The organism is Rhizobium leguminosarum, assembly GCF_002953715.1.
Lineage (GTDB): Bacteria > Pseudomonadota > Alphaproteobacteria > Rhizobiales > Rhizobiaceae > Rhizobium > Rhizobium leguminosarum_V.
The window spans coordinates 3,749,325-3,775,909 of record NZ_CP025012.1; the positions used below are offsets into that span (position 1 = coordinate 3,749,325).

At 62.1% G+C, this 26,585-nt stretch carries 29 protein-coding genes; 20 read left to right on the forward strand and 9 right to left on the reverse strand.

Annotated elements, in window-relative coordinates:
- Positions 1–54: 54 nt before the first annotated feature.
- A complete protein-coding gene (locus CUJ84_RS18755) occupies positions 55–819 on the forward strand; it encodes a sulfite exporter TauE/SafE family protein (RefSeq protein WP_027683166.1) in 765 nt (254 codons plus the stop codon).
- A gap of 181 nt (positions 820–1,000) precedes the next feature.
- Positions 1,001–1,261, forward strand: a complete 261-nt coding sequence (locus CUJ84_RS18760) for an ArsR/SmtB family transcription factor (protein WP_003542830.1) — start codon at positions 1,001–1,003, stop codon at positions 1,259–1,261.
- A gap of 206 nt (positions 1,262–1,467) precedes the next feature.
- On the opposite strand, the gene CUJ84_RS18765 is transcribed toward CUJ84_RS18760, so the two are convergent.
- The gene (locus tag CUJ84_RS18765; RefSeq protein WP_003542831.1) at positions 1,468–1,641 is read right to left on the reverse strand and encodes a YdcH family protein; all 174 of its coding nucleotides are present in this window, start codon (positions 1,639–1,641) and stop codon (positions 1,468–1,470) included.
- A gap of 228 nt (positions 1,642–1,869) precedes the next feature.
- Between CUJ84_RS18765 and CUJ84_RS18770 the strand changes: the two genes are divergently transcribed.
- From CUJ84_RS18770 to CUJ84_RS18795, 6 genes are all read left to right on the forward strand, one after another.
- Positions 1,870–2,073 carry a YdcH family protein gene (locus tag CUJ84_RS18770; protein ID WP_017968168.1) on the forward strand — a complete coding sequence of 68 codons (204 nt, stop codon included), beginning with the start codon at positions 1,870–1,872 and terminating at the stop codon, positions 2,071–2,073.
- A gap of 18 nt (positions 2,074–2,091) precedes the next feature.
- The gene (gene purE / locus CUJ84_RS18775; RefSeq protein ID WP_011653459.1) at positions 2,092–2,586 is read left to right on the forward strand and encodes a 5-(carboxyamino)imidazole ribonucleotide mutase; all 495 of its coding nucleotides are present in this window, start codon (positions 2,092–2,094) and stop codon (positions 2,584–2,586) included.
- Entirely contained in the window at positions 2,583–3,659 is a 1,077-nt protein-coding gene (locus tag CUJ84_RS18780) for a 5-(carboxyamino)imidazole ribonucleotide synthase (RefSeq protein WP_105007320.1), read from the forward strand. The genes purE and CUJ84_RS18780 overlap by 4 nt, the downstream gene beginning before the upstream one ends.
- Positions 3,660–3,822: 163 nt before the next feature.
- Entirely contained in the window at positions 3,823–3,948 is a 126-nt protein-coding gene (gene ykgO, locus CUJ84_RS18785) for a type B 50S ribosomal protein L36 (protein ID WP_003566454.1), read from the forward strand.
- 111 nt (positions 3,949–4,059) lie between these two features.
- The gene (locus CUJ84_RS18790) at positions 4,060–4,695 is read left to right on the forward strand and encodes a hypothetical protein (protein WP_105007321.1); all 636 of its coding nucleotides are present in this window, start codon (positions 4,060–4,062) and stop codon (positions 4,693–4,695) included.
- A gap of 191 nt (positions 4,696–4,886) precedes the next feature.
- Positions 4,887–5,945: an alpha/beta fold hydrolase gene (locus tag CUJ84_RS18795; RefSeq protein ID WP_105007322.1), complete on the forward strand. Its 1,059-nt coding sequence runs from the start codon at positions 4,887–4,889 to the stop codon at positions 5,943–5,945.
- A 59-nt stretch (positions 5,946–6,004) separates the two neighbouring features.
- Here CUJ84_RS18795 and CUJ84_RS18800 read toward each other — a convergent pair whose 3' ends face one another.
- Positions 6,005–6,721: an SDR family oxidoreductase gene (locus CUJ84_RS18800; RefSeq protein ID WP_105007323.1), complete on the reverse strand. Its 717-nt coding sequence runs from the start codon at positions 6,719–6,721 to the stop codon at positions 6,005–6,007.
- A gap of 116 nt (positions 6,722–6,837) precedes the next feature.
- On the opposite strand from CUJ84_RS18800, the gene CUJ84_RS18805 reads away from it, so the two are divergent.
- The 3 genes from CUJ84_RS18805 to CUJ84_RS18815 all read left to right on the forward strand — a co-directional run bounded on the left by CUJ84_RS18805 (position 6,838) and on the right by CUJ84_RS18815 (position 10,700).
- A complete protein-coding gene (locus tag CUJ84_RS18805) occupies positions 6,838–7,695 on the forward strand; it encodes a helix-turn-helix transcriptional regulator (RefSeq protein WP_105007324.1) in 858 nt (285 codons plus the stop codon).
- Between the two features lie 137 nt (positions 7,696–7,832).
- Positions 7,833–9,569, forward strand: a complete 1,737-nt coding sequence (gene ggt, locus CUJ84_RS18810) for a gamma-glutamyltransferase (RefSeq protein WP_105007325.1) — start codon at positions 7,833–7,835, stop codon at positions 9,567–9,569.
- A 156-nt stretch (positions 9,570–9,725) separates the two neighbouring features.
- On the forward strand, positions 9,726–10,700 hold the full coding sequence (locus CUJ84_RS18815) for a threonine ammonia-lyase (protein WP_105007326.1): 975 nt from the start codon (positions 9,726–9,728) through the stop codon (positions 10,698–10,700).
- Positions 10,701–10,824: 124 nt separating this feature from the next.
- Here the strand turns inward: CUJ84_RS18815 and CUJ84_RS18820 are convergent, their stop codons facing one another.
- Together CUJ84_RS18820 and CUJ84_RS18825 are read right to left on the reverse strand one after the other, a co-directional pair.
- Entirely contained in the window at positions 10,825–11,637 is an 813-nt protein-coding gene (locus tag CUJ84_RS18820) for a phytanoyl-CoA dioxygenase family protein (RefSeq protein WP_105007327.1), read from the reverse strand.
- Positions 11,638–11,867: 230 nt separating this feature from the next.
- Positions 11,868–12,764 carry a LysR substrate-binding domain-containing protein gene (locus tag CUJ84_RS18825; protein ID WP_105007328.1) on the reverse strand — a complete coding sequence of 299 codons (897 nt, stop codon included), beginning with the start codon at positions 12,762–12,764 and terminating at the stop codon, positions 11,868–11,870.
- Positions 12,765–12,881: 117 nt separating this feature from the next.
- Between CUJ84_RS18825 and CUJ84_RS18830 the strand changes: the two genes are divergently transcribed.
- From CUJ84_RS18830 to CUJ84_RS18840, 3 genes are read left to right on the forward strand one after another with little or no spacing between them, the layout of a single operon-like run.
- Entirely contained in the window at positions 12,882–13,301 is a 420-nt protein-coding gene (locus tag CUJ84_RS18830) for a tautomerase family protein (RefSeq protein WP_105007329.1), read from the forward strand.
- Entirely contained in the window at positions 13,298–13,702 is a 405-nt protein-coding gene (locus CUJ84_RS18835) for a cupin domain-containing protein (RefSeq protein ID WP_105007330.1), read from the forward strand. The genes CUJ84_RS18830 and CUJ84_RS18835 overlap by 4 nt, the downstream gene beginning before the upstream one ends.
- A complete protein-coding gene (locus CUJ84_RS18840; protein WP_105007331.1) occupies positions 13,699–14,256 on the forward strand; it encodes a DUF4865 family protein in 558 nt (185 codons plus the stop codon). The genes CUJ84_RS18835 and CUJ84_RS18840 overlap by 4 nt, the downstream gene beginning before the upstream one ends.
- 2 nt (positions 14,257–14,258) lie before the next feature.
- On the opposite strand, the gene CUJ84_RS18845 is transcribed toward CUJ84_RS18840, so the two are convergent.
- The 3 genes from CUJ84_RS18845 to CUJ84_RS18855 all read right to left on the reverse strand — a co-directional run bounded on the left by CUJ84_RS18845 (position 14,259) and on the right by CUJ84_RS18855 (position 16,957).
- Positions 14,259–14,894 (reverse strand): LysE family translocator, encoded by a 636-nt coding sequence (locus CUJ84_RS18845; RefSeq protein WP_105007332.1) that lies wholly within the window; start codon positions 14,892–14,894, stop codon positions 14,259–14,261.
- A 138-nt stretch (positions 14,895–15,032) separates the two neighbouring features.
- A complete protein-coding gene (gene pyk, locus CUJ84_RS18850) occupies positions 15,033–16,472 on the reverse strand; it encodes a pyruvate kinase (RefSeq protein ID WP_018243516.1) in 1,440 nt (479 codons plus the stop codon).
- Positions 16,472–16,957: a DUF1036 domain-containing protein gene (locus tag CUJ84_RS18855; protein WP_017967841.1), complete on the reverse strand. Its 486-nt coding sequence runs from the start codon at positions 16,955–16,957 to the stop codon at positions 16,472–16,474. Before CUJ84_RS18855 ends, pyk begins: the two co-directional genes overlap by 1 nt.
- A gap of 202 nt (positions 16,958–17,159) precedes the next feature.
- Here CUJ84_RS18855 and CUJ84_RS18860 point away from each other — a divergent pair, with 202 nt between their 5' ends.
- The 3 genes from CUJ84_RS18860 to CUJ84_RS18870 all read left to right on the forward strand — a co-directional run bounded on the left by CUJ84_RS18860 (position 17,160) and on the right by CUJ84_RS18870 (position 18,624).
- Entirely contained in the window at positions 17,160–17,948 is a 789-nt protein-coding gene (locus CUJ84_RS18860; RefSeq protein WP_105008238.1) for an N-formylglutamate amidohydrolase, read from the forward strand.
- Between the two features lie 15 nt (positions 17,949–17,963).
- Positions 17,964–18,269 carry a DUF1244 domain-containing protein gene (locus CUJ84_RS18865; protein ID WP_003582233.1) on the forward strand — a complete coding sequence of 102 codons (306 nt, stop codon included), beginning with the start codon at positions 17,964–17,966 and terminating at the stop codon, positions 18,267–18,269.
- Positions 18,270–18,360: 91 nt separating this feature from the next.
- On the forward strand, positions 18,361–18,624 hold the full coding sequence (locus CUJ84_RS18870; RefSeq protein ID WP_008533181.1) for a DUF2312 domain-containing protein: 264 nt from the start codon (positions 18,361–18,363) through the stop codon (positions 18,622–18,624).
- Positions 18,625–18,784: 160 nt separating this feature from the next.
- Here CUJ84_RS18870 and CUJ84_RS18875 read toward each other — a convergent pair whose 3' ends face one another.
- Together CUJ84_RS18875 and CUJ84_RS18880 are read right to left on the reverse strand one after the other, a co-directional pair.
- Positions 18,785–20,632, reverse strand: a complete 1,848-nt coding sequence (locus CUJ84_RS18875) for a DUF882 domain-containing protein (protein ID WP_105007333.1) — start codon at positions 20,630–20,632, stop codon at positions 18,785–18,787.
- A gap of 178 nt (positions 20,633–20,810) precedes the next feature.
- Positions 20,811–22,355, reverse strand: a complete 1,545-nt coding sequence (locus tag CUJ84_RS18880; RefSeq protein WP_105007334.1) for a sigma-54-dependent transcriptional regulator — start codon at positions 22,353–22,355, stop codon at positions 20,811–20,813.
- A 310-nt stretch (positions 22,356–22,665) separates the two neighbouring features.
- On the opposite strand from CUJ84_RS18880, the gene CUJ84_RS18890 reads away from it, so the two are divergent.
- The 3 genes from CUJ84_RS18890 to CUJ84_RS18900 all read left to right on the forward strand — a co-directional run bounded on the left by CUJ84_RS18890 (position 22,666) and on the right by CUJ84_RS18900 (position 26,583).
- Positions 22,666–24,519, forward strand: coding sequence for a M3 family oligoendopeptidase (locus CUJ84_RS18890; RefSeq protein WP_105007335.1), 1,854 nt, complete (start codon positions 22,666–22,668; stop codon positions 24,517–24,519).
- Between the two features lie 331 nt (positions 24,520–24,850).
- Positions 24,851–25,957, forward strand: a complete 1,107-nt coding sequence (locus CUJ84_RS18895; RefSeq protein ID WP_245457561.1) for an aminodeoxychorismate synthase component I — start codon at positions 24,851–24,853, stop codon at positions 25,955–25,957.
- Positions 25,954–26,583: an aminotransferase class IV family protein gene (locus tag CUJ84_RS18900; RefSeq protein WP_105007337.1), complete on the forward strand. Its 630-nt coding sequence runs from the start codon at positions 25,954–25,956 to the stop codon at positions 26,581–26,583. Before CUJ84_RS18895 ends, CUJ84_RS18900 begins: the two co-directional genes overlap by 4 nt.
- Positions 26,584–26,585 lie beyond the last annotated feature (2 nt).

The following is a 26,585-nucleotide window of genomic DNA, read 5'->3' on the forward strand; positions in this document are numbered from 1 at the left end:
TTTTGTGTGAGTAGTTCCGTTAGACGAGGCTTGCAAGAGGAGGACGTCGAAAGCATGCCGCAGGATTTGTCATTCTACTACGCCGCCGTGCCCGCCGTTCTGCTGGTGGGCCTCGCAAAGGGTGGCATGGGCGACGCTTTGTCGCTGATCGGCCTGCCCTTCCTCGCCCTCGTCGTCTCACCGGTCGAGGCGGCGGCCATCCTGCTGCCGATCCTGGTCTTCATGGACATGATCTCGCTCGTCATCTGGCGCAAACATGGCGACTGGGCGACGTTGAAGATCATGCTGCCGGGCGCCATCTTCGGCATCGCGCTGGGCTGGGCGACCTCGGCCCTGGTTCCGGGCAACATGCTGCGCATCGTCATCGGCGCGGTGACCATCCTCTTCTGCCTGCGCTATTTCTGGAACAATTTCGGCCCGGGCGCCGGCAAGGTGATCCCGCCGCGCGGCCAGCGGCCGGTAGCAGCCAGCCTCTGGGGGACATTTTCCGGTTACGGCAGCTTCGTCGCCCATGCCGGCGGTGCGCCCTTCCAGATCTATGCCCTGCCGCTCAAATTGCAGCCGCGCGAATATACCGGCACCAGCGTACGCTTCTTCGCGATCCTCAACGCCATCAAGCTGATCCCCTATTTCGCGCTCGGCCAGCTCGACACCCAGAATCTTGCGACCTCCGCGACGCTTCTGCCCTTTGCCCCGCTCGCCACCATCGCCGGCGCCTGGTGCGTGCGCCGCATGAGGCCACAGATCTTCTATCCCTTCATGTATGCGATGGCGCTGATCGCCGCCTTCCTGATCGTGCGCGAGGGCCTTGGCTGGTAGAAACCACTAAAGCATGTCGCACAAAACTGTGCGGCGGTTTTGCGATAACGACATGCGTAAAAACAAAGACCTAAAGCGCAAGGCGCGAATCTGAAAGATCGCGACGCGCTTTAGAAACCACGGCACGCTGCAATGCACAATTTCCTTGCTGGCGCGGCCGGTTTGACGTAGCGTTCCCGCCATGTCGAACACGGACCCTTTCTCTGCGATTGCCGATCCGAACCGGCGGTTTCTGCTGGAGGAATTGCGTCGCGCGCCACGGACGGTCAATGAGCTCGCCGAGGGCCTGCCGATCAGCCGCCCTGCTGTTTCGCAGCATCTGAAGGCGCTACTCGACAGCAATCTCGTCTCCGTGACCTCGGAAGGCACCAAACGTATCTATACGGTCAACAACCGCGGCTTCGACAAGCTCAATTTGTGGCTGGATCAGTTCTGGGCCTGATGCATGTTCCCATAAGATCTGGGGACATGATGCGAATCATAAGAACGCGATGTGAGACGTGGCGGACCCAAAAGCGCCAGCCACGATGCCGGATGCATCGGACTGGCGCAAATCTGGTGTCAAATCACCGGTTCTTGCTAATTTTTGGCGGAGTGGATGGATTTACCTTGTTGCGCAAGATGATCGCCCGGCGACCCTTGGGAAGATTAGTGGACGGATGATTTAAGACGCTGAATCTCGTCCTTGATGCGCAGCTTGCGGCGCTTGCATTCGGCAAGTTCCGTATCGGAAATAGAGGGAGATGTTCTGAGCGCGTGCAACTCCTCCTCGAGAGCAACGTGCTTTTTCTGGAGTGACTCAAGATGAGCTTGAACAGTCATATGACCCTTCCTTCCTCTTTACCCTCCCCGGCCATCATCGTCGGGGATCAAGGTGTCAACGGCCGGACTGTGACATATTTTTGAAGGCTTGTCGAAGGCCAAAAGATGGAGACTGGATGGCAATTTCATGATCAAGACTAACTAGCCGTTACCTGTATTTGGTGATAGGAGCTTGCGGAAATCATCGGCAGATCGGACAAGGTCCAGGGACGGTAACGGGGAATGCATATGGCCGATCAGGAACAGGCGGAAATCAGGCTCACGGTGGCGCGTCTGCGTCAGGAGCACGAGGATTTCGACGCCGCGATCAACGCCATGATCCAGACCGGATGCGATGCTCTGCGGATCCAGCGTATGAAAAAGAAAAAGCTCGTCATCAAGGACAGGCTCTCCAAGCTGGAAGATCAGATCATCCCTGACATCATAGCCTGAGAGGGAATAGCAGCAACGATGACAGACAGACCACCCGTCGCCATCATCATGGGCAGTCAGTCCGACTGGGAGACCATGAAAAACGCCGCCGACACGCTGGAGGCGCTGGAAATCCCTTATGATGCGCGCATCATTTCGGCGCACCGCACAGTGGATCGGTTGGTCAATTTCGCCAAGGGCGCACGCGCGGAGGGCTTCAAGGTCATCATCGCCGGCGCCGGCGGCGCCGCCCACCTGCCGGGCATGACCGCCGCGATGACACCGCTGCCGGTTTTCGGCGTGCCGGTCCAGTCGAAAGCCCTGTCCGGCCAGGACAGCCTCCTTTCCATCGTGCAGATGCCGGCCGGTATTCCTGTGGGCACGCTTGCCATCGGCAAGGCCGGCGCGGTCAACGCCGCCCTTCTCGCCGCCGCCGTGCTTGCCCTTTCCGACGAAGAAATCGCCGACCGGCTCGACGAATGGCGCGAGCGCCAGAGTGCTGCCGTCGCCGAATACCCGATGGACGACCTATGACGGCAAGAACGATCGGCATTATCGGCGGCGGCCAGCTCGGCCGCATGCTGGCGATTGCCGCCGCCCGGTTGAATTTTCGCACGGTCGTCCTCGAGCCGCAGGCGGACTGCCCGGCCGCCCAGCTCGCCAACCGGCAGATTACCGCCGCCTACGACGATCCGGCAGCACTGGCCGAACTCGCCGATATCTGTGATGTCGTCACCTACGAATTCGAAAACGTGCCCGTCGCAGCCGCCGAAAGGCTCTCGGCAAGCGTCTCGGTCTATCCGCCGCCGAAGGCGCTGGAAGCCGCCCAGGACCGCCTCGTCGAAAAGCGTTTTCTCAATGACTGCGGCATATCGACCGCCCGCTTCCACGCGATCGACAGCCAGGCCGATCTCGAGACGGCACTGAAGGATTTCGGCGGCCAGGGCGTGCTGAAGACCCGCCGTCTCGGTTATGACGGAAAGGGCCAGAAGGTTTTCCGCTCGGCCGCCGACAGCCCGGATGGCGCCTATGCCGCGCTCGGCGGCGTGCCGCTCATCCTCGAAAGTTTCGTCGCTTTCGAGCGCGAGGTCTCGATCATCGCCGCGCGCGCCACCGACGGTACGGTCGTCTGCTTCGATCCCGCCGAGAATGTGCACCGCAACGGTATCCTCCACACCTCGACGGTTCCCGCCGCGATCTCTGCTGCGACGGCGGACGCCGCGCGCCAATCGGCCGAAAAGATTCTTGCCGCGTTGAACTATGTCGGCGTCATCGGCATCGAATTCTTCGTGCTTGCCGATGGCGGCCTGATCGCCAACGAGATGGCGCCGCGTGTCCACAACTCCGGTCACTGGACGGAAGCCGCCTGTGTCGTCAGCCAGTTCGAGCAGCATATCCGGGCCGTCGCCGGCCTGCCGCTCGGCAGTGGCGAGCGCCATTCCGACTGCATTCTGCAGAACCTGATCGGCGACGATATCCTTGCCGTTCCCGACTGGTTGCGGCGCCCCGACACGCTGGTTCATCTCTATGGCAAGACCGAGTGGCGCCCCGGCCGCAAGATGGGTCATGTCACCACCTTGACGCCGAAATCGCCGGTTTTGGCCTGAGAAAACACCCTTGTGCCTTGGGAAAAACACCTTCATGTGGTTGACACGGAAAAGGTGACGAGGTATCTGCTCCCCACCTAAACAGCGCGCCCGATGGCGCGCTTTTGATTGTTAAAGATACGGGCGAATGTGAATTCCCCCATAGAGATCGCGGATCAGAAAAATGAAGATCAAGAATTCGCTCAAGTCGCTCAAGGCTCGTCACCGTGACAACCGTCTGGTTCGCCGCAAGGGCCGCATCTACATCATCAACAAGCTGAACCCGCGCTTCAAGGCTCGTCAGGGCTGATTTCGCGCGTCCGGATCGCCTGCCGCGCGAGCTTGCGCCGGCAGATATATCCGGTGGGTCGCTGCGGCGATCACGTCAATTTTGTTTGATCTTCGGCGTTGGCGGGCTAATATGTCCGCCATGCGCTTTTTTGCTTTGACGTCAGCGGCACTGCCGCTCGCCCTCATCCTGCTCACCTCCCCCTTTCCGGCGGCCGCCGCGGAAAACCCGGCTGCCGCCACGAAAAAGGATGTCATCGTCGAGCAGACGGATGTCAACAGTTCGCCCAAGCAGCACCTCGACCAGCTCTTCAGCCAGTTGAAGCGTGAACGCGACCCCGACAAGGCCAGCGGCATCGCCAATGAAATCCGCACGGAATGGAACGATTCCGGCAGTGCCACCGTCAATCTGCTGATGCAGTGGGCCGACAAGGCAATCGAGGAAAAGCGCAATCCCGCTGCCCTCGATTTCCTCGATGAGGCGATCGCGCTGAAACCCGACTATGCCGAAAGCTGGAACCGCCGCGCCACGCTGAATTTCGTCATGGGCAATTACCGCAAGTCGATGTCCGACATCGAACGTGTGCTCGATCTCGAGCCGCGCCATTTCGGCGCGCTCTCCGGCATGGCGGCGATCCTCAGTAATTCCGGCAACGACCAGCTGACCTTGAAGGCGTGGGAGCGTTTCCTCGATGTCTATCCCGCCGAACGCACCGCGCAAGAGCAGGTCAACACACTGGCGGAAAAACTCGCCGGCAATCGCACCTGATTCCCGGGCTGATATCTTGACGTCGGATCGTGCCGCGCAATTTAAAGCATCTCGCGCAAAAGTGTGCAGCGGTTTTGCGCGAGATGCGTAAAATCAAAGACCTAAAGCGCGACGCGCTTTAGAATCCAGAGGGAGCGATGTAGCGGTTTGTCCGCCCGCAGGTCATCCCGCAATTGTCGTTCGTTGAGATCATGCTTGCAGAAGTTTCCGCTCTTCTTGCTCCGCTCGCCGCCGCCATCGGTTACTCCACTTATAAGGCGCGGCAATTCGAACAGGCTTATCCGAATATCGGCGAACTGACGGATGTCGGCGGCTACCGTATGAATGCTGTCCACATCGCGCGTCCGGAAAATGCGGATCTGCCGGCGCTCGTCTTCATTCATGGCGCCAGCGGCAATCTGCTCGATCAGGTCGTCGCCTTCCGTGCCGCACTCGAAGGCCGGGCGGAAATGCTGTTCGTCGATCGCCCCGGTCATGGCTATTCCGAACGTGGCGGCCCTGAGAATGCCGTCCCCTCCGGCCAGGCCGATGCGATCGCCAGACTGATGGAGAAGCGCGGCATCGAAAAGGCGATCATCGTCGGCCATTCCTTCGGCGGCGCGATCACCGCCGCCTTCGGCCTGCGCCATCCTGACAAGACCGCCGGCCTGCTCTTCCTTGCGCCGGCCACCCATCCTTGGCCGGGCGGCATCGACTGGTATTATCATGTGGCGACCGTGCCGGTCCTCGGCTGGCTCTTCAACCATGCGATCGTCGTGCCGCTCGGGCTGAGCCGTCTGGAGCGCGGCACGCTGAACGTCTTCCGTCCCAATCCGCGCCCGGCCGACTACATCGAAAAAACCGGTCCGTCGCTCGTATTGCGCCCCAGCGCCTTCCAAAACAACGCCGCCGATTTCAAACGGCTGCTCGCCTATGTGAAGGAGCAGTCGCTGCTCTATTCGCAGATCACCGCGCCGACCGTCATCATAACAGGCGACAGCGACGAGATCGTCTGGGAACACCTGCACTCGCGCGGCCTTGCCCGCGATATATCGGGCTCAGAACTCATCACCGTCAGCGGCGTCGGCCACAAGCCGGATTATCTCGCGACCGATGTCGCCATCGCCGCCATGGAGAAGATTGCCGGCAAGCCGCGCAACCTGCAAGCGATCGCCCGCAGGGCCGAAGAAAGGCTTGCCACCTCTTCACGCGATCAGACGGTCGGAACCGTACCGCCGTCGTTGGGGCCAGGCGCCCTGCACGGCGCATGACCTCTCCGGCTTGGATTTCCCCGCCGGCGAGACCGTCGGCGGACCGCCTGAAGCCTGCTTCAAGCGCTGAGACGCACACCGCCGTCGCAGGTGATGACATGGCCGCTCATGAAGCCGTTTCCGATCAGGAAGCCGATCGCCTCCGCAATATCCTCCGGCCTGCCGACACGGCCGACCGGCGTGCGGCCGGCGAAATCCGCAAAGACGCTGCCCCGCTGCTCGGGCGGCAGGAAATTCCACCACGGCGTATCGACGACCCCAGGTGAAACGCCGTTGACACGCAGCGGCTTCAGCTCGGCGGCAAGCACCGGCACCATCGCCTCGATGCCGGCATTGACGGCCGCAAGTCCGGCTGTGCCAGACATCGCTGCCTGCGCGCTGACCGCCGAAACGAAGGTGATGCTGCCGCCCGGCTGCAGCAACGGCAGTGCCGCCTGGGCTGCCGCGGCATGCGGGATGAGCTTGGTCTGAAACCCGGCAAGCAGATCCGCCATGTCGAGCGTCGCAAAAGGTCCGGCGCCATGACCGCTGCCCATCGCCAGCACGAGATGACCGAATGCGCCGATCCCGGCAAAAGCCTCCCCGAGGCTGGAAAGCTTGGCCGCATCGAGCACCAGGCTGCGTAGCTCGCCCTCGAGCGATGCCTTCGCCGCGGCAAGCTTTTCGCCGTCGCGGCCCGCAATGGTGACCGTATATCCCTGTTTCAAAAGTAATTTCGCCGTGGCAAGGCCGATGCCGGAAGAACCGCCGATGACGACCACATGCTGCAAAGACATGATGCTGCTCCTTGAATTGATCGAGCCGCAGATGCTTCAACCACCTGCGACACCGGCATCATGCGCGGCCCGGAAACGGCAAACAGTTCCGGTTTTATCCTGGTATCGATACTGATATGATCGCCGCCATGGACCAGAGATCGGACACATTCGAAGCCCGCCGCCGTGAATTCGCAGCCTTCCTGCGCTCCCGTCGCGAGCGGCTGACGCCCTCCGAGGTTGGCCTGCCGGAGGGGTTTCGCCGGCGCACGCCGGGTCTCCGACGCGAGGAGCTCGCCATGCTCGCCGGCGTCGGCACCACCTGGTACACCTGGCTGGAACAGGGCCGTGACATCAGGCCCTCCATTCAGGTGCTCAACGCCCTTGCCGATGCGCTGCGCCTCGACGAGGCTGAACGCCGGCATCTCTTCATCCTCAACAATCGGCAAGTGCCTCAGGCAGTCTCGTCCGCACCCGAATGTGTCGACGAGCCGCTGCAACGCATGCTCGCCAACCTGACACACCAGCCGGCCTATGTGCTCGGCCGCCGGTGGGACGTGCTCGCCTGGAACCGTGCCGCCGAGGTGCTGTTCGGCGGTTACGACACGCTCGATCGCGACGAGCGCAATACCATGCATCGCCTCTTTGCCGACCCCGCGCATCGCAAGCTGCTCGTCGATTGGGAGGCGGTTGCGCGCGTCTCGCTGGCGATGTTTCGCGCCGACAGCGCGCGTTATGCGGGCGATCCGGATTTCGAGCGGCTGATCGCGCTGCTGAAACAGGCAAGCGCTGAATTTCGTGTTTGGTGGCAGCGCCATGAGGTGATAAGCCCGCTGTCCGGCATCAAGCGCATCGACCATCCCGTCAAGGGCCGCATGTCCTTCGAACATACCGGCCTGACACTGACCAGCCGGCCGGAGATGAAGCTCATCGTCTATACGCCCCTCGATGACGACGACACCAACCGGAAACTCGCCGAACTGCTGACGCTCTAGATTTTGTTTTTACGTAAGTCGTCGCCGCAAACTCGCGACATAGTTCGCGCCACATGTTTTAAAGCCAACCCCTTGCATTGCCTCGGGCTGTCGCAGCCCCATATGTTTTTCCATCATTGTCCATAGGAGGGGAAATCATGGGCCGCCTGCATATCGGGACGATCTCCGTCATATCAGCATTGTCGCTGAGCCTGACCTCGGCTTTCGCCGCCTCGCCTGCGCCCGTCGAAGCCGAGCACGGCATGGTCGTCACCGCCCAGCATCTGGCGACCGATGTCGGCGTCGAGGTGCTGAAAAGCGGCGGCAACGCCGTCGATGCGGCAGTTGCCGTCGGTTATGCATTGGCAGTCGTCTATCCCGCGGCCGGCAATCTCGGCGGTGGCGGCTTCATGACCATCCGCCTGAAGGACGGCACGAAGACTTTCCTGGATTTTCGCGAACGCGCACCGCTTGCCGCAACGAAGACCATGTATCTCGATGCCAAGGGCGATATCGTGCCACGCGCCAGCCTCGACGGTTATCTTGCCGTCGGCGTGCCGGGCTCCGTCATGGGCTTCGAGACCGCGCGCGAGAAATACGGCACCAAATCGCGCCAGGATCTGATCGCGCCGGCACTTCGCTTCGCCAAGGAGGGTTTCACGCTGGAACAGGGCGACGCCGCAAGTTTCGCCGGCAATGCCAAGCGCCTCGCCAAGGATGAGGCGGCGGCAAAGATATTCCTGAAACCGGACGGCAAACCCTATGCATCCGGCGAAAAACTCCAGCAGCCAGACCTTGCTTCGGTCCTCTCAGGCATCTCCGAAAAAGGCCCCGATGCCTTCTACAAGGCCGCGCCCGCTGAGGCGATCGTCAAGGCGAGCGAGGCCAAGGGCGGCATCCTCGCCAAGGAGGATTTCGAGCAATATGCCGTGCGCGAGTTGAAGCCGATCGAGTGCAATTATCGCGGCTACGACATCATCTCCTCGCCGCCGCCCTCCTCCGGGGGCGTGATCATCTGCGAGATCCTCAATGTTCTCGAAGGCTATCCGCTCTCCTATCTCGGCTATAACTCGGCCGAAACCGTGCACCTCATGGTCGAGGCGATGCGCTATGCCTATGTCGACCGCAATGCCGCACTCGGTGATCCCGACTTCGTCGAGAACCCGGTCACAAAGCTTCTCGACAAGAAGTATGCATTGGAAATTGCTGCCAAGATCGATCCCTACAAGGCCGGCACCTCGGCGAACCTCAAACCGCTCGGCGGCAAGGAAAGCACCGAGACGACGCATTATTCAATCATCGACGACGCGGGCAACGCGGTCGCCGTCACCTATACGCTGAACGGCTCCTTCGGCGCCGGCGTCGTGGCGCCGGGTACCGGCGTCCTGCTCAACAACGAGATGGACGATTTCACCTCCAAGCCCGGCGTGCCGAACCTCTACGGGCTGGTGCAGGGCGAAGCCAATGCCATTGCGCCAAAGAAGACGCCGCTCTCCTCGATGAGCCCGACGATCGTCACCCGGGACGGCAAGCCCTTCATGGTGATCGGCAGCCCCGGCGGCTCGCGCATCATCACCATCACACTGGAAGCGATCCTCAACGTCGTCGATTTCGGCATGGATATCAGCCAGGCGGTCAACGCCCCGCGTCTCCACCACCAATGGCAGCCCGACAAGGTCTATCTCGAACCCTATGCGCTTTCGCCCGATACCGAAAAGACGCTCGCCGCCATGGGCTACAGCTTCGACGGCGGCAACGACGCACCGCTCTGGGGCCAGGCCGCCGGCATCCTCGTCGGCGGCAAAAGCCTTGCCGCCATCGAAAAGGGCGGCGGCGCCCGCTACAACGGCGCCATGGATAGCCGCGCAGCGGAAGGGTCGGCAAGCGGCTACTGACCCTTCAGGGATCGCCTGATCAAACAGTCAGCGGAAGCGCAACGCGGCTCGAGAAGCAGCGGTGGCACCATTCATGTCACCGTGACAAAGTCGACGTTCACAATTGGCTTGCCGCGCCCTATGCATGGGCGAACCCGCAAGCAGAAAGATTCCCGAATGGCCAGCATTGAAATGATTGTCGCAGCTCGCGCCCGTCTGCGCGGTCATGCAAGGCGCACGCCGCTTCTCTCCTCCCCTTTCCTCGATGAGATCGCCGGCCGGCGTCTGTTCGTGAAGGCGGAATGTTTGCAGCATTCCGGCTCGTTCAAGTTTCGCGGCGGCTGGTCGGCCGTCTCCGGCCTCGATGCTGCGGTACGCTCGAAGGGCGTTATCGCCTTCTCCTCCGGCAACCACGCCCAAGGCGTTGCGCTTGCCGCCAAGCTGCACAATATCCCCTCCGTCATCATCATGCCGAGCGATGCGCCGAAGCTGAAGATCGCCAACACCCGCGCCTTCGGCGCTGAAGTGGTGCTCTACGACCGCGTCAACGAGGATCGCGACGAGATCGGCGCGAGACTTTCGGCCGAGCGCGGCCTGACGCTGATCAAGCCCTTCGACGAACCGCTTGTCATCGCCGGCCAGGGCACGACCGGTCTCGAAATTTCCGAGCAGGCTGGGGAGGAAGGTGTGACATCAGCCGAAGTCCTCGTTCCCTGCGGCGGCGGCGGATTGACCTCCGGCATCGCGCTGGCCCTTGAAGCCAGTTCCCCCGGCTTTCGTGTCCGCCCCTGCGAGCCCAGGGATTTCGACGATACCACCCGCTCGCTCGCCTCCGGCAAGATCGAACGCAACGCGGCGGTGTCAGGCTCGATCTGCGATGCGATCGTCACGCCGCAGCCGGGCAACATCACCTTCCCGATCCTCAAGCGCCTCGCCGGCGCCGGCATCGTCGTCACCGACGAGGAGGCGTTGCGCGCCATGGCGCTCGCCTTCACGCGGCTGAAGATCGTCGTCGAGCCTGGCGGCGCCGTGGCGCTCGCCGCCGCCCTTTTCCACGGCGACGCGCTGGAAAGCGATACCGTCGTTGTCGTCACGTCGGGCGGCAACGTCGATGCCGATATCTTCGCCATGGCACTCGAACGTTTCGGCTGAGACGACGTGCCGGCACACTACAGCCCCGCGCGTCTTTTCAGACGCGAAAAGGACACTGTAGCACTTTGAATTATGAAGTAGCCGTGAGGCATCCGGCCTCCCGAGCCGGATGCCAGATCACCGATCAGATAGAGTGATCGTGAAGCGCGCGCCGGATCGCGATCTCGACCGGAGAATAGGCGCCGTCTTCCCGTTCAAGCCGAAGGGGTTCGGAAGGTGCAAGGCCGGGCTGCGCCATGAAACGCGGCTCCTTGCCGCGATGCATCTGCGCTGCATGGATGAGGAACGGATGGCACAGATAGACCGTGCCCGCAGGACCTGTCGCCAACGCCAGCGGCCGGTCCTCCCCCACATGCTCCAGCCAGAGATGCGCCATTCCCGCCTCGCCCGCTGGTGCCAAAAGACGGGCGATATCCTTGTGCGAACCGACGCGGATACGGGTCGGCGCATCCTCTTCCCCGACATCCGAGAACAGGAAGAGCATCAGCAACGCCCGCCCGCGCGAGGTAATGTTCACCCGCCAGGCGGAAAAGTCCCGTTGCTCGTTCGGATCGGAACCCTCGCCGGGAAAGCTGAGGTCGACATGCCAGCCGGCATCACCGGGATCATCGGGATGCGGGAAGCGCACCGGAAGACTGCCAAGCCCATCGCGCGGCTCCCAGCGACCGGTGCCGACGAGCTGATCGAAGGCCGAATGCAATACCTGCGTGTTGACGGCTTTCTCGAAAGGTCCGCCGCCATAACCGGCAAGCCGCACGACGGGCTGCGTCCACGTGCTTGGATCATCCGCATCGAAGGGAATATCGTGCCACATGATGGCTCGAGCTTCCTTGGCCAATGCGCGGGGAAAAGCGTCGTCGATCCTGACGAAGCCGTCCTCGATGAATTGCTCGATCTGCGCAGCACTCAGTGCCGCCGGATAAACATCTGATGTCATGACATATCTCTCTATCGCCAAACCTGCCGGCTCTTTCCTTGGCCAGATGCAGGGTGGTTACATCCACGGCAACGCACCAGCCACGAAGGGCTGGTCAGCGGCCGCATCTTCTGATGCCCGAAGGCAGAGCCTTAGAGGCTCAAGAAGAAGACCGAAGCGATATTGAGGGTGAACATCTTCATAGCGGTTCGAGGCTACAGGCTTGCGCCCGAGGGGTCAATGCGGAGATGTCAAGCCAACACCTCGCGCACCGCGCCATGCACCGACTGCAGCACGAGCTCGGCAAGCCGGGCCGCAGCCGGTTGCGGTTCGGCTTCCGCCCGATGCAGGACCAGACCGAGCTTCGGCAAATCCGGCAGGCCGATTGTCTCCGGCGCGAGCGGCCGGACCTTCGCCGGCAGGCCGATCGGCGTGCGGATGGTGAGACCGAGGCCTGCCGCGGTCGCGGCCCAGAGACCGCCGAGACTGGGACTGACGAAGGCGAGCCGCCAGGAGATGCCCGCCTCATCAAGTGCCTTGGTCGCTGCACTGCGCAGCAGGCACGGCGCCTCCAGCGAAGCGAGCGGCATCGGCTCGCCGCTTGCGGCTTGCCAGCCCGGCTGCCCCTCGGCAGGTCCGATCCAGCGCATCGGCACTTCGCCGATCCGCTCGCAATGCGCCGTCAGCGTGCCGTCACTCCAGGCAAGCGCGAGATCGAGCTTGCCCGATGTGACGCGCTCGAGCAGCTCGGCATTACGCACCACCCGCGCCTCGATCCGGACCTTCGGATGAGCGCGCGCGAAGCGGCCGAGCACATCAGGCAGCAGGGTCTCGCCGAAATCCTCCTGCAGGCCGAGCCGCACCCAGCCTTCCAGCTCGACGCTGTGCACGGCCGCAGCCGCCTCGTCGTTGAGCTCCAGCAGCCGCCTGGCATAACCGAGCATCGTCTCGCCGGCATCGGTCAGCGTCAGTCCGCGCCCCACCTTGCGGAATATCGGCGTGCCCGCCTGTTCCTCCAGCTTCTTCAGCTGCGCACTCACTGCCGAGGTCGAACGACCGAGCCGCTCGGCCGCCTTGGCGAAATTGCCAAGCTCCATGCCGGTCGAAAAGGTCCGAAGCACGTCGAGATCGAAGATCGTCCGCCGCATTACATAATCCCATTTTTCAGGATCATTAATCCATAAAATTCTGATTTTCGGCATCATTGTGCCGTGCGATGGTTCCGCTGTCAAGGCCGACGGACGGCCTGAACCATGGAGATCCCGATGCCCTTCGTTCGCATTTCCCTTCGCAAAGGCAAGTCGCCGGACTACCTCATGGCGCTAGCCGACAACATCCAGCGCGCTCTGGTCGAGACCTTCGACGTGCCCGAAAACGACCGCTTCCAGACCATTCACCAGCATGACGAGAACGAGTTGATCTTCGACCGCAGCTATCTCGCCGGCCCGCGCTCGGACGACTTCGTCTATATCTCGATCACGATCGGCAGGCCTCGCACCGGCGAGATGAAAGCGGCGCTCTATCGGCGGCTCGCCGATCTCCTGGCGCAATCGCCGGGCCTCCGGCCTGAGGATGTGATGATCGTCATCAGCACCAGCGCACCGGAAGACTGGTCCTTCGGCGACGGCATTGCCCAGATGACCGACCCAGACTGGCGGCTTCGTGTGGCTGGAGGCCGGCAATGAGTGCTTCGAACCCGAAGACCATGACCATCAGACGCCCCGGCAAGGCAATCCGCTCGCCGGAGGGCGTCGCGACGGCGCCCTTCTGGGTCGAGATGCTGCTTGAAGGCAGCGCCGATGGCGAGAACACCGCAATGCGCGCCGCGCTCGATCCCGGCACCATCACCCGCTGGCACACGCATCCCAGAGGCCAGTTGCTCTATGTGCTTTCGGGCCATGGACTGGCGCAGAACGAGGGTGGCCCGGTCGAAACATTGCGGGCCGGCGATGCCGTCTGGTTTGCACCCGGCGAGTGCCACTGGCATGGCGCCGCCGATGACAGCCCCTTCAGCTACATCAGTATCCAGCCGATGGAAAACGGCAGCATCGTCGAATGGCTGCAACCGGTGGAGGGACAGTCATGATCACCATGCAGTACAGCTTCCCCCTGCCCGCCGATTACGACATGTCGATCATCGACCGCCGCATCCGCGACAAGGGTCCGCTGCTCGACGGCTTTCCCAATCTCGGTTTCAAAGCCTATCTCAGCGCCCGCAAGGGAGAGTTCGGCAGCCACGACAATCTCTATGCGCCCTTCTATCTCTGGCAGAGACCGGAAGGAGCAAGCGACTTCCTCTGCGGCCCAGGTTTCGAGGCTCTCACCAGCGCCTTCGGCTGGCCACAGGTGAGGACCTGGATCGTCTGGCAGGCAGAAATCTCGGCTGATATCGCCTCGGCCAGGTTCGCCACACGCGATGTCCTGCAGACAGAGCCTTATGCGCCGCTCGCCGATATTCGCCGCGCCGAAGTCGCGCAGGCTGGCGCCGACGTCGCGACGGGCGACGCACTCGCCTCTATCTCCGGCTTCGAACCGACGACCTGGACGCGGGTGCGCTTCAGACTGTGGCGAGAAATTCCCGAGATTGGCGAGCAGACGCAGGCCTATCGCGTCGGCCACTTATCCCTGCCTCAACCCTGACCTCAAACGGTTGCCCGGCGATAGAAGGCCAGCGAGCCGGCAAGCGCCAGCAGCGCACCACCGCAGGCCCGCTCCAGCCACATGGCGCCTGAGGTCTTGAGGAAACGTACCGCCTGCGAACCGAAGAAGGCGTAGCCGAACATGATGAGAAAATCGAGCACGGCAAAGACCAGCGCGAGAAGCGCATATTGCGTTGCCTGCGGCAGGGTCGGGTCGATGAACTGCGGCAGGAAGGCCGAGAAGAACAGGTAGCCCTTCGGATTGGTCGCCGCGACCATGAAACTCTTCAGTCCGATCGAGAAGGGCGAAGTCGCGCCCGCAGGCGCTCCGGACTTCAACGCCGCATCGATCGTGCCCTTCGAACGCAGCAGCATGATGCCGAGAAAGGCGAGATAGGCGGCACCCGCCCATTTCAGCATGGAGAACCAGAATTCCGATGCAGCGAGCAGTGCACCGAGCCCGATCGCGACGGCGCCGATCAGCACGAAATCGGACAGCACCGCGCCGATCATGCCGGCAACTGCGCGGCGCAGGCCATGCCTCGAACCGTTGGTCAGCGCAAGCAGCACCGTTGGCCCCGGCGTCGCGATGCCGACAAAGGAAACGGCTGCAAAAGCCAGAAGCGTGACGGTATCCATATGCTCCTCCGAACCCAGAGCATGTCCTGCTCTGGGGACCGAAACTTGCACGCGCCGCCAAGCTTGGCAATGCCGCTCCGTCAACGAAAAAACCCGCCGCCTCTTCAGGCAGCGGGCCTTCGAAGGGATGCGATTGGATCAGACGCCGCTCTGGCCGTCGGAGCCGATATAGGCAATGCGGATCATGTTGGTGGCACCGGGCGTGCCGAGCGGCACGCCGGCCGAGATGATGATGCGATCGCCCGGCTTGCCGAAGCCTTCGTCCGCGACGATGCGGCAGGCGCGGTTGACCATGTCGTCGAGATCGGTCGCGTCATGGGTGACGACGCAATGCAGGCCCCAGACGACGGCAAGGCGGCGTGCCGTCTTGATGATCGGCGACAGCGCCAGGATTGGCACCTGCGGACGCTCACGCGAGGCACGAAGGCCTGTCGTACCCGACGAGGTGTAACAGACGATCGCCGACAGCTTCAGAGTCTCGGCGATCTGACGGGCAGCAAGCGAGATTGCATCGGCACCGGTCGCTTCCGGCTGGGCACGCTGGGCATAGATGATGCCGGGATAATGCGGCTCGCGCTCGATGGCAGTGGCAATCGACGCCATCGTCGCGACAGCTTCGACGGGATAGTCGCCCGAGGCAGACTCGGCCGAGAGCATGACGGCATCCGCACCTTCGAAGACGGCGGTCGCGACGTCGGAAACTTCGGCACGTGTCGGCACCGGCGCTGAGATCATCGATTCCAGCATCTGCGTGGCGACGACCACCGGCTTGCCCGAACGGCGGCAGGCGCGGATCAACTGCTTCTGGATGCCGGGAACCGATTCGAGCGGCATTTCGACGCCGAGATCGCCGCGGGCGACCATCAAGGCGTCGGAAAGCTCGATGATTTCCTCGATGCGCTCGAGAGCCTGCGGCTTTTCGATCTTCGACATCAGGCCGACACGGCCACGGGCGATCTTGCGCACTTCGGCAAGGTCGTCGGGACGCTGGACGAAGGAAAGCGCCACCCAGTCGACATCGTCGGTGGCGAGCACCGCGTCGAGGTCGGCGCGGTCCTTATCCGTCAATGCGCCGACGCCGAGCAGCGTGTCGGGAAGGCTGACGCCCTTGCGGTCGGAGATGCGCGTGCCCGAAATAACAGTGGTGACGATGCTCTTGCCGTCGCATTTTTCTGCGCGCAGGGCGAGCTTGCCGTCATCGATCAGCAGACGGTGGCCGGGCTGCACCGACTCCAGGATCTCGGGGTGCGGCAGATAGACGCGGTTCTGATCGCCAAGCGCTTCGTTGTTGTCGAGCGTGAAAGTCTGGCCAGGCTTCAGGTCCACCTTGCTGTCGACGAACTTGCCGACACGCAGTTTCGGTCCCTGCAGGTCGGCGAGAATGCCGATCGGCCGGCCGGAGCGCGCCTCGACCGAGCGGATACGCTGGATAAGCGTACGCATCAGGTCGTGGCTCGCATGGCTCATATTGATGCGGAAGACATCGGCACCGGCCTGGTGCAGCTTCTCGATCATCGATTCCTCGGAGGAGGCTGGCCCGAGGGTGGCGAGGATTTTAACTTTGCGATTACGCTTCATCAATTCTGGCTTTCTTGCGTCCCTGGGGTGTCGGAGAGCTGAACCATCCAGCTACCCTGGCGGCCCGTATCATATTCCTTGAATCCCATCTTCTGGTAACCGCGGGCGTAACAATCCTGCACACCCGTGATCTTGAATTCGTTTTCCGCCACGCACATCTGCACGTCACCCGTCCATCGTCCTCCCCGGGCGGCGTCCTCTGCGTAGAGGTAGTAATAGCGCGACTGCAATTCTCCCTCGATCAGCGTGGCGCAGGTCGTTGCCGGCACCTGCCACCAGCCCTCAGTCACCCAGCCATCCTTGGCCCGGTATCCGATCGCGACGCCGACGAGATTCTGTGTTCCGTTGCAGACGCGAAAATCGGCGCGTGCGGCATCTGCGATGAAAAACGGCATGGCGGCTGCAAGAGCGAACAGAGCGAGACGGACCAGCGGTCCGGACCGCGTGAGGAAACTTGGCGCGGCTTGGATCAACACGGCTCCCAAATAGCTCCACGGTTATTCGTATCCGTGTCTTCTTGCGCCGCCGTCAAGCGAAAGTCAACGCAATGCTAATCGATTATATTTCCTTTCATAAACCTCCCGTCGAGGGTCCGGCTCAACCTCTCTCTCCCTGCCGCGCTTGAACCCGCCGCAGGCGCATGCGATCACTGCGCCCGACGGCGCAATGACGAACGGCAATTCCCTGATGGACGACTTCCAATCCTTCGAAATCCTATCCGGCAAACATGACAAAGGCATGGTGATCCTCGCGGATCACGCGATGAACCGCCTTCCCGCGCGATATGGCCGGCTCGGACTGCCCGACGCGGCCTTCGCCCGCCACATTGCCTATGACATCGGTATCGAGGGTCTGACGCGGCAGCTCTCGGCAAAACTCGGAGTTCCCGCCGTGCTCGGCGGCTTTTCGCGCCTGCTGATCGACCCGAACCGCGGCGAAGACGATCCGACGCTGATCATGAAAATATCAGACGGCGCCGTCATATCAGGCAATCATCCGATCACGCCGCAGGAATGGGACTACCGCATCGAAACCTTCCATCGCCCCTATCACGACGCCGTGGCCGCAACGATCGACAATGTGGCGAATGCCACCGGCCGGGCGCCGCTGGTGTTGTCGCTGCATTCCTTCACGCCGGCCTGGAAAGGCATTCCCCGTCCCTGGCACGCTGCCGTCCTCTGGGACAGCGACCATCGCGCCGTTAGCCCGCTGCTCGACCTGCTGCGCGCCGATCCCGATCTCGCTGTCGGCGACAACGAACCCTATGACGGCGCGCTGAAGGGCGATACCATGTACCGCCATTGCATGATCACAGGCATTCCGCATGCGCTGCTGGAGGTGCGCCAGGATCTGATCGGAGACGAGACCGGCATATCGGCGTGGGCCGAACGCCTGGCGCCGATCTTTGCGGCGATGAATGCCGATCCCGCCTTGCACGAATACGACGTCCACCTGTCGCGCACCGGCCCCTATTGAAAGAAAGGAAGCGAGATGACCGCGCTCAGCAAGGAACAACAGACCGAATTCGAAGCTGCCGCCTTCCGCCGCCTCGTCGCACATCTCCGCGAACGCAGCGACGTTCAGAACATCGACCTGATGAATCTGGCCGGCTTCTGCCGCAACTGCCTGTCGAACTGGTATCGCGAAGCCGCCGAGGCCGAAGGTGTCCCGGTGACCAGGGACGAATCGCGCGAGATGGTCTATGGCATGCCCTATGAGGACTGGAAGAATCTTCACCAGAACGAGGCCTCGCCTGTGCAAAAGGCTGCTTTTGAACTGAACAATCCACACAAATAGCTTGGCTGGCCGCGAACAGGCTTGACCATGACGCCGCTTCGCGGCAGTCACTGGCATCCAAAATTGATCACCGAAAAATCAGGAGAACACGATGTCTGATGCTCATGGCGTCGCCCGCGATCAGCTTCGCGCTTTCATCGAGCGCATTGAACGGCTGGAAGAAGAAAAGAAGACCATCGCCGACGACATCAAGGACGTCTATGGCGAAGCCAAGGGAATGGGCTTCGACACCAAGATCCTGAAGAAGGTCGTGGCGCTGCGCAAGAAGGACGAGCAGGAGCGCATGGAAGAGGAAGCAATCCTCGACACCTACCTGCACGCGCTAGGCATGATCGAGGCGCCGCCGGAAGGCTGATCCGCCGACATCGCCGATATGGACAAGCCGCCGAGCCTTTCGGCGGCTTTTCTTTTGCGTAAGACACGCTTGGCAAAACGGCCACCTTGCGGGATCGAAACAGCAAAAAGAAAAACCGCCGGATCGCTCCGGCGGTTTCGATATTCCGTAATCGGCAGGCTCAGTTCGTGTTGAACTTGCGCACTTCCATGAAGTTCACAGCCGTGCCGCTGAAGCGGGCCGGGTCGACCGAAGCGGTCTTGATGTTGAAGCCCTCGGCATAGACGGCGGTCGGCTGGGCGCGCATCGTCTGGCTGACGAACCGCGGCGCCTTGACCTGTTTGGAGGCCATTTCCAAGCGGGCATTGGTAAGCGCCCACTGCGAGATCATCTTTTCCGTCAGCTTCGGCTCGGTGCGTACCGTCGTGCGGCTGGCATCCGCTGCCGCCGCTTCCTTCTGCGTCGGGCGACCACCCTTGGCGGGAAGCCCCTGCGCCACCGCACTTTCGGCCGCCGGTTCGTCGAAGCTGTCGCCAAAGCTTGCCGATTTGGTCATCGGTGCCAATGCTGCGAGCTCAAGCGGCGGCTTTGCGGCAGGCGTCTTTTGCGTCATCGCGGCGTTGATCGCCTGCTCCACCGTGACCGGCGGCGCCTTCGACGCGATCTGGCTTTCCCCTTCGTTCCGCTGCTGGTCGAGCGCGTCGGCCACGGCAGGAGACAGTGCGTCCTGTTCGGCTTCGTCAGCCTCTGCTTCCGCATCAGCATCGGCCGCGGCAAGAAGGTTCTCGGCAACGGAAGGGCGTTCGATCGGCGTCGGAACCGGCAGTCCATTCGCGCCCGTCAGCACGGGATCGGTCGACGCGACCTCGGCGTCGCCAGGCGCGCGGCGCTGGCCGAGAAGCGAGGGAACCGGAATGCTGTAGGCGCTGAGATCGGCGAACTGCTGCGGCTGAGCCTGATCGGCCGGAAGGGCCGCCGCGAGAGCCTGCTGTGCAGCGTTACCCGAAGGCGGCGCTACAAGCGCACTCGCCACTTCGCTGCCCACCGGCTGGTTGCTGAATGCCGGGCGAACCTGCGGCACCGGTGCATTCAGATCGGCGACTTCGGTCTGCTGCGGCTCGGCAGGAGCAGGCTCGGCCTTCGGCGGCGTCGCCTTGGCGACGGCAACAGGCGTAGAATCGTCCGACTCGTCTTCCTGCTCGTCCGCTCCGCCGCCAAAGAGCACGGCAAACAGCGTTTTGTGCTTCGGCGCCTCCGATTCGGAAGCGCTGGCGATCTGGATCTGCGTGCCGCCGGCGCGGCGCTTATAGTCGGCCATCGCTTGCTGGTAACCCGGCAGCGGCTTGCCGTCGGCCGGAATATGGATGGTATTGCCGTTCGGGAAGAGCCGGACAAGCTCGTCGCGGCTCATGCGCGGCCAGGCGCGAACGCCGCCGACATCCATATGCACGAAGGGCGAGCCCGATTTCGGATAGAAGCCGACGCCGCCGACCTGCATCTTCATGCCGATGCCGCGCAGCGTCGCCAGCTTGACGTCGGGAATGAAGAAGTCCATCGCCTTGCCGAGCATATGCTGGCTCTTCTCGGCGACACCGGAATTGCGCGAGCGGCCGCGCAGCATCTCGTTGGTTCCCGGCGAACGGAAACCGCAGACGACGTTGATGTAGTCCCTCGAACCGCTCTGGCGATAGACTTCCCAGATCAGGTCGAACAGGCGCGGATCCATCTTCGTCGGCTGGTTCTTGCGCCAGTCGCGCAGGAAGCGGTTCAGCTGCTCCAGACCCTTGGGGTCGAACTTGCCATTACGCTTGTAAGTGATGACGGCTTTTTCGCCGGTATGAATGAAATAGAGCTTGAGGCTGCGGGTGTCGCCCGCTGCCTGCGAAGGCGTACCAACGAATACCGGTGAGGAAACCGCGAGCGCAAGAAGGGCGGCCGCTACCGTCCTTATTGCCTTTCCGCAAATGTCGGCGCACAACAAACGCCAGCTCAAGCGCGAAGGCTTGGAATTCCCATTCAGATTCGGCAACTCGATCCCCGTCAGACAGACAATGTCCCGTACTGTCTCAGATGACTGTCAAATGCGGTCACACGATGGCAAAAATGCCACACATGATCAACCTTTTCTTTACATAGTGAACGCGCCACTAACAAGTGGTTTATGACTAGTAACAAAACGTGGTTGCCTTAATCTTAACGAAAAGCGCTTAAGCCGCATCTTTCTGGGGATTGTCAGGGTCTATGCCGTAATCCTTGAGCTTGCGATAAAGTGTGGATCGGCCGATGCCGAGCTTGCGCGCTACTTGACTCATCTGTCCGCGATAGAATTTGAGTGCGAATCGGATAAGCTCCTCCTCGACATCGGCAAGCCTACGCACGTCTCCGGCAGGATTGACGCTGGCGATGGCGTTTTCCGATATTTCGGACAGGCGGTGGTGAACCTCTCCCGACATCGACGCCCTGAAGTCCTCGCCATAGCCATTGTCGGGATCGAGGCCGGTATTGTCGGCAACGAGCGCCAGATGATCCACCACGTCATATTCCGGAAGCTGGGCGGCGATCTGCGGGAAATCAGCCTCTGTCAGCTCCGGCCCTTCGGCCAGAACGACCGCGCGGAAGATCGCGTTTTCGAGCTGGCGGATATTGCCCGGCCAGTCATAGGCGGTCAGCAAAGCCAGCGTGCCGGCATTCACCGTCATGCGGCGGCCACTTTTCTGCTCGCTGGAGAAGCGGTCGGCAAAGACGCGCACCAGATGCGGAATGTCTTCCTTGCGTTTGCGCAGTGCCGGAATGGTGATCGGGAAGACGTTGAGGCGATAATAGAGATCCTCGCGGAAATGGCCGTTCTTGACCTCTTCGATCAGATCCTTGTTGGTCGCCGAGATCAGTCGGACGTTGACCTTGTGCGCGGTGCGCGCACCGACGGTCTCGATCTCGCCCTGTTGCACGGCGCGCAAGAGTTTCACCTGCACCTCGAGCGGCAGGTCGCCGATCTCGTCGAGGAAGATGGTGCCACCGTCGGCTTCCATGAATTTGCCGATGTGGCGCTCGGTCGCGCCGGTAAACGCACCCTTCTCGTGACCGAAGAGAATGCTCTCGACCAGATTATGCGGGATCGCCCCGCAATTGACGGTGACGAAGGGCTTGTTCGAGCGGTCACCGCCGGACTGGATGGCGCGCGCCACCAGCTCCTTGCCGACGCCGGATTCGCCTTCGAGCACGACGGGGATGTTGGACTGAGCCGCTCGCTGAGCAAGATCAATGACGCGGAGCATCGCCGGGCTTGCCGAGACGATATCGTCGAAGCCGACGGAGCCTGAGCGCGACCGGCGTCCGGCCCGCGCCTTCACCTCGCGCTGGTCGAGCTTCATCGCGTTCGATATAGAAGTGGCGATACGTTCGGGCGAGACCGGCTTGACGACGAAATCGAAGGCGCCGGCGCGCATCGCCTGCACCACAGTCTCGATGCCACCCTGCCCCGTCTGCACGATGACGGGGATCTGCGTGCCGAATTCGTGAAGCGCGTCGAGGAATTCGAGGCCGGTCATCTCCGGCATCATCAGGTCGAGTACGATGACATTGAAAAGGCCGCTGTCGCGTTTGACCATTTCAAGGCCGATGCGGCCGTTTTCCGCTTGGTGCACGACATGGCCGTGACGCTCGATTGCGTTCTTGAGCAGGCGGCGCTGCACGGGGTCGTCCTCGACCACGAGAATTTGCCCTGCTCCCTTGAGCTCATTGTAACCGGTCATTGTCGCCTCACTTCATGCGAAACCATAAAGCGCACTCTGACAGGAAGGCTTGAACATCCAGTTTTGAGAAACAATTGCATTTTAACAATTGCAACGGGTCGTTTTCGTGCCGAAGCGAGCCTTTTCATGCGCGGAAAGCCCCTCAATGCCGGGCCTTGGCACGCCGACCGCGCCGCGCGTCTTTCAGACGCGCAAAGCTCGCTGTAACACTTTCAATCAACGCATCATGCTTTCCGAAAAGCGATTCCGATTTTCGGGCCGATGCGCTAGACACTCAGACCTGTTATGAAAGTGGAGAGGAATTGCGCCCATGAAAATCACGCTCCCGCATGCCGGGCTTCATTTGTCGGCAGCAGCACCGGCTGGGGCCGCCGACCCGGCGCTCGGCGATCTGCCGATCTGGAAGCTGCAGGATCTTTATCCCTCCGCTACCTCCACCGCCTTCGTCGCCGATATGGAAAAGGCCGGCAAGGCCGCTATCGCCTTTGAAGAAAAGTGGAAGGGCAAACTCACTGAGGCGGCGACGAAAACCGGCGCTGAGGGCATCGGCGCGGCCCTGAAGGAATATGAGGCGCTGGACGACATCATCGGCCGCCTCGGCTCCTTTGCCGGCCTCACCTATTTCTCCGACACCACCAGCCCGATAAACGGCAAGCTTTATGGCGACGTACAGGCCAAGATCACCGAATTTTCCGGCCATCTCCTGTTCTTCGCACTGGAACTGAACCGCATCGACGATGCGGTGATCGACGCCTGCATGGCGAATGATCCCGCCGCCGGGCACTATCGTCCTTGGCTGCTCGACCTCAGGAAGGACAAGCCCTACCAGCTCGACGACAGGCTGGAACAGCTCTTCCTCGAGAAGTCGATGACATCGGCCGCCGCCTTCAACCGTCTCTTCGACGAAACCATGGCGGAACTTCGCTACGAAATCGATGGCGAGAAAGTGCCGCTCGAAGTGGCGCTGAACAGGCTGCAGGAAAAGGATCCTGAGGCGCGACGCAAGGCAGCCATGGCGCTCGCCGAAACCTTCAAGGCGAACATCCGCACCTTCACGCTGATCACCAACACGCTTGCCAAGGACAAGGAGATCGCCGACCGCTGGCGCGGCTTCGAGGACATCGCCGACAGCCGCCACCTGGCAAACCGCGTCGAGCGCGAGGTCGTCGATGCGCTGGCCGCGGCCGTCCGCGAAGCCTATCCCCGTCTTTCGCATCGCTATTACAAGATGAAGGCGAAATGGCTCGGCATGGAGCAGATGAATTTCTGGGACCGAAACGCGCCCCTTCCGGAAACCTCCAGCGCCATCATCTCCTGGCCGGAGGCGAAGGACACGGTGCTTTCGGCCTATGGCAACTTCGCTCCCGAGATGGCTGATATCGCCAGGCGCTTCTTCGACGAACACTGGATCGATGCCCCGGTCCGTCCCGGCAAGGCGCCTGGCGCCTTCGCTCATCCGACGGTTCCCTCGGCCCATCCCTATGTGCTCGTCAATTATATGGGCAAGCCGCGCGATGTGATGACGCTCGCCCACGAACTCGGACACGGCGTGCATCAGGTTCTCGCCGGTGCGCAAGGGGCGCTGATGTGCCAGACGCCGCTGACGCTTGCCGAAACCGCTTCCGTCTTCGGCGAGATGCTGACCTTCCGCGCGCTTCTGCAAAAGACCACCGATACGCGCGAGCGCAAGGCGATGCTCGCCCAGAAGGTCGAGGACATGATCAACACGGTCGTGCGCCAGATCGCCTTCTACGAATTCGAGCGCAAGCTCCACACCGCCCGCAAATCAGGTGAACTCACAGCTGACGACATCGGCGAACTCTGGCTCTCCGTCCAGTCGGAAAGCCTTGGGCCGGCGATCAGCATTTCCGAGGGATATGAGACCTATTGGGCCTATATCCCCCACTTCATCCACTCGCCCTTCTATGTCTACGCCTATGCCTTCGGCGATTGCCTGGTGAATTCGCTCTATGCCGTCTACCAGAAGGCCGAGAAGGGCTTCCAGGAGAAGTATTTCGAACTGCTGAGGGCCGGCGGCACCAAACATCACTCGGAACTGCTGAAGCCTTTCGGCCTCGACGCCACCGATCCGTCGTTCTGGAGCCAGGGCCTGTCGATGATCGAAGGGCTGATCGACGAGTTGGAAGCGTTGGATAGGGGCTGAGAGCCTCTTCTCCAAAGGCGGAAGGACCGCAACGGGTCTCTTCTCCCCTCGGGGGTCCGAAGGATGGGTCGAGACGAGTGGCTCGACCCTGGGTGCCGGCAGGCGGATGAGGGGGCGACACGGCAGAACCTGTCCTTCGCATGTGCTCAGGACGTCACTCCGCTTCGCGCCCCCATCTGCCCTTCGGGCATCTTCTCCCCCGTGGGGAGAAGCGGGAAAATGCCTCACGCTCCCAATCAGATTTTGAGCAATGAGGGGCAGAACAAATTGAAAGCGGCGCGTGGCTGACCAACCCTACATTCTCTTCCGCGACGACACGACCGGACAGGTGATGCTTTTCGCCGAGCCGGCGGAGATCATCCTTGCCAGGACACGCGCCGAGTTCTTTGCAGGCCTTGCCCGGATGGAGCGTGCCAAGACCGCAGGCAAATGGCTTGCCGGCTACATGGCCTATGAGGCCGGATACCTCTTCGAAGAAAAACTCGCTCCCTTCGCCGGGGAGCATCGCGAAACCCCGCTGCTCTGTTTCGGTGTCTTCAACGCTCCGCAGCCGGCTGCGCATCCGCTTGCCCAGCCAAAACAGCGCCCCGAAAACGAGGAGTTCCTCACCGCTCCGAAAGCCGCCTGGGATTTCCCTATATATAAGGAGCGCTTCGACCGCCTCCATGAGCACCTGCGGCTTGGCGACGCCTATCAGGCGAATCTCACCATGCCGGTCGAGGCCCGCTGGAACGGTGATCCCCGTGCCGCCTTCTGGTCGCTGATCGAACGCCAGCCGGTCAAATACGGCGCGCTGGTCGATCTCGGCGGTCCGGTCATCCTTTCACGGTCGCCCGAACTTTTCTTCCGCACCGATGAAGAGGGCTGGATCGAGACCCATCCGATGAAAGGCACGGCAAAACGCGGCACGACTGCCGCCGAGGATGCCGAAATTATCGAGGCGATGCGCCGCGATATCAAGACGCAAGCAGAAAACCGCATGATCGTCGATCTCCTGCGCAACGATATCTCCCGCATCACCGAGGTCGGCACGCTTGACGTCCCGAAGCTCTTCGACATCGAGACCTATCCGACCGTCCACCAGATGGTGAGCCATGTCCAGGCAAGGCTCCGCCCCGATCTTTCGATCGGCGACATCTTCTCCGCGCTCTTCCCCTGCGGTTCGATCACCGGCGCGCCGAAGATGCGGGCAATGGAAATTCTCCATGCGCTCGAGGATGTCCCGCGCGACGCCTATTGCGGCGCGATCGGCATGATCTCGCCCACCGGCGCCATGCGTTTTTCCGTCGCCATCCGCACCATCACGCTTTTTGAGGGCGGCAGGGCCGTCTTCAATGTCGGCGGCGGCATCGTCTTCGATTCGACTGCCGAGGCCGAATATGAGGAATGCCTGCTCAAGGCCCGCTTCGCCGTCGGCGACCAGTGGATTGCGCGATGAGCGATTTTTCGCTGATCGAGACGCTGCGCTGGCAGCCCGGCGAGGGCTTCATCCGCCTGCGGCTGCATCTCGCCCGGCTTTCCCGCTCCGCCCGTCGCCTTGGCTTCCCACAGCCGGTCGAGGCGGCGGCCAAGCTCGACGAGGCCGTTGCAGGTGCTGCCGGTCCGCTGCGCATTCGCCTGACCTTCAATGCACAAGGCCGGATCGAGGTGACGAGCGCCGCCTTCGTGCCGCTGGCGCCCGATACTAGCTGGATCGCCCGCCTCGCCGAAACCCGTCTGAATTCCGCCGACAAACTGTTGCGCGTCAAGACCACGCGCCGCGCCGTCTACGAGGCCGCGCGCGCCGAATATAGGCCTGATGAGGCCGATGAAGTCATCCTTTTGAACGAACACGGCGAAGTCTGCGAGGGCACCATCACCTCGATCTTCCTGGACGACGGAACCGGTATCCTGCGCACCCCGCCCATCTCCTGCGGCCTGCTTGCCGGTGTGCTGCGCACTGAGCTCATCTGCCGGCGCCAGGCCCGCGTCGGCCGCCTCACGCTTGCCGATCTCGATGCCGGCACGCTTTATATTGGCAACTCGCTGCGCGGCCTGATCCGCGCAAATCTCGTCAGGAGCTGACC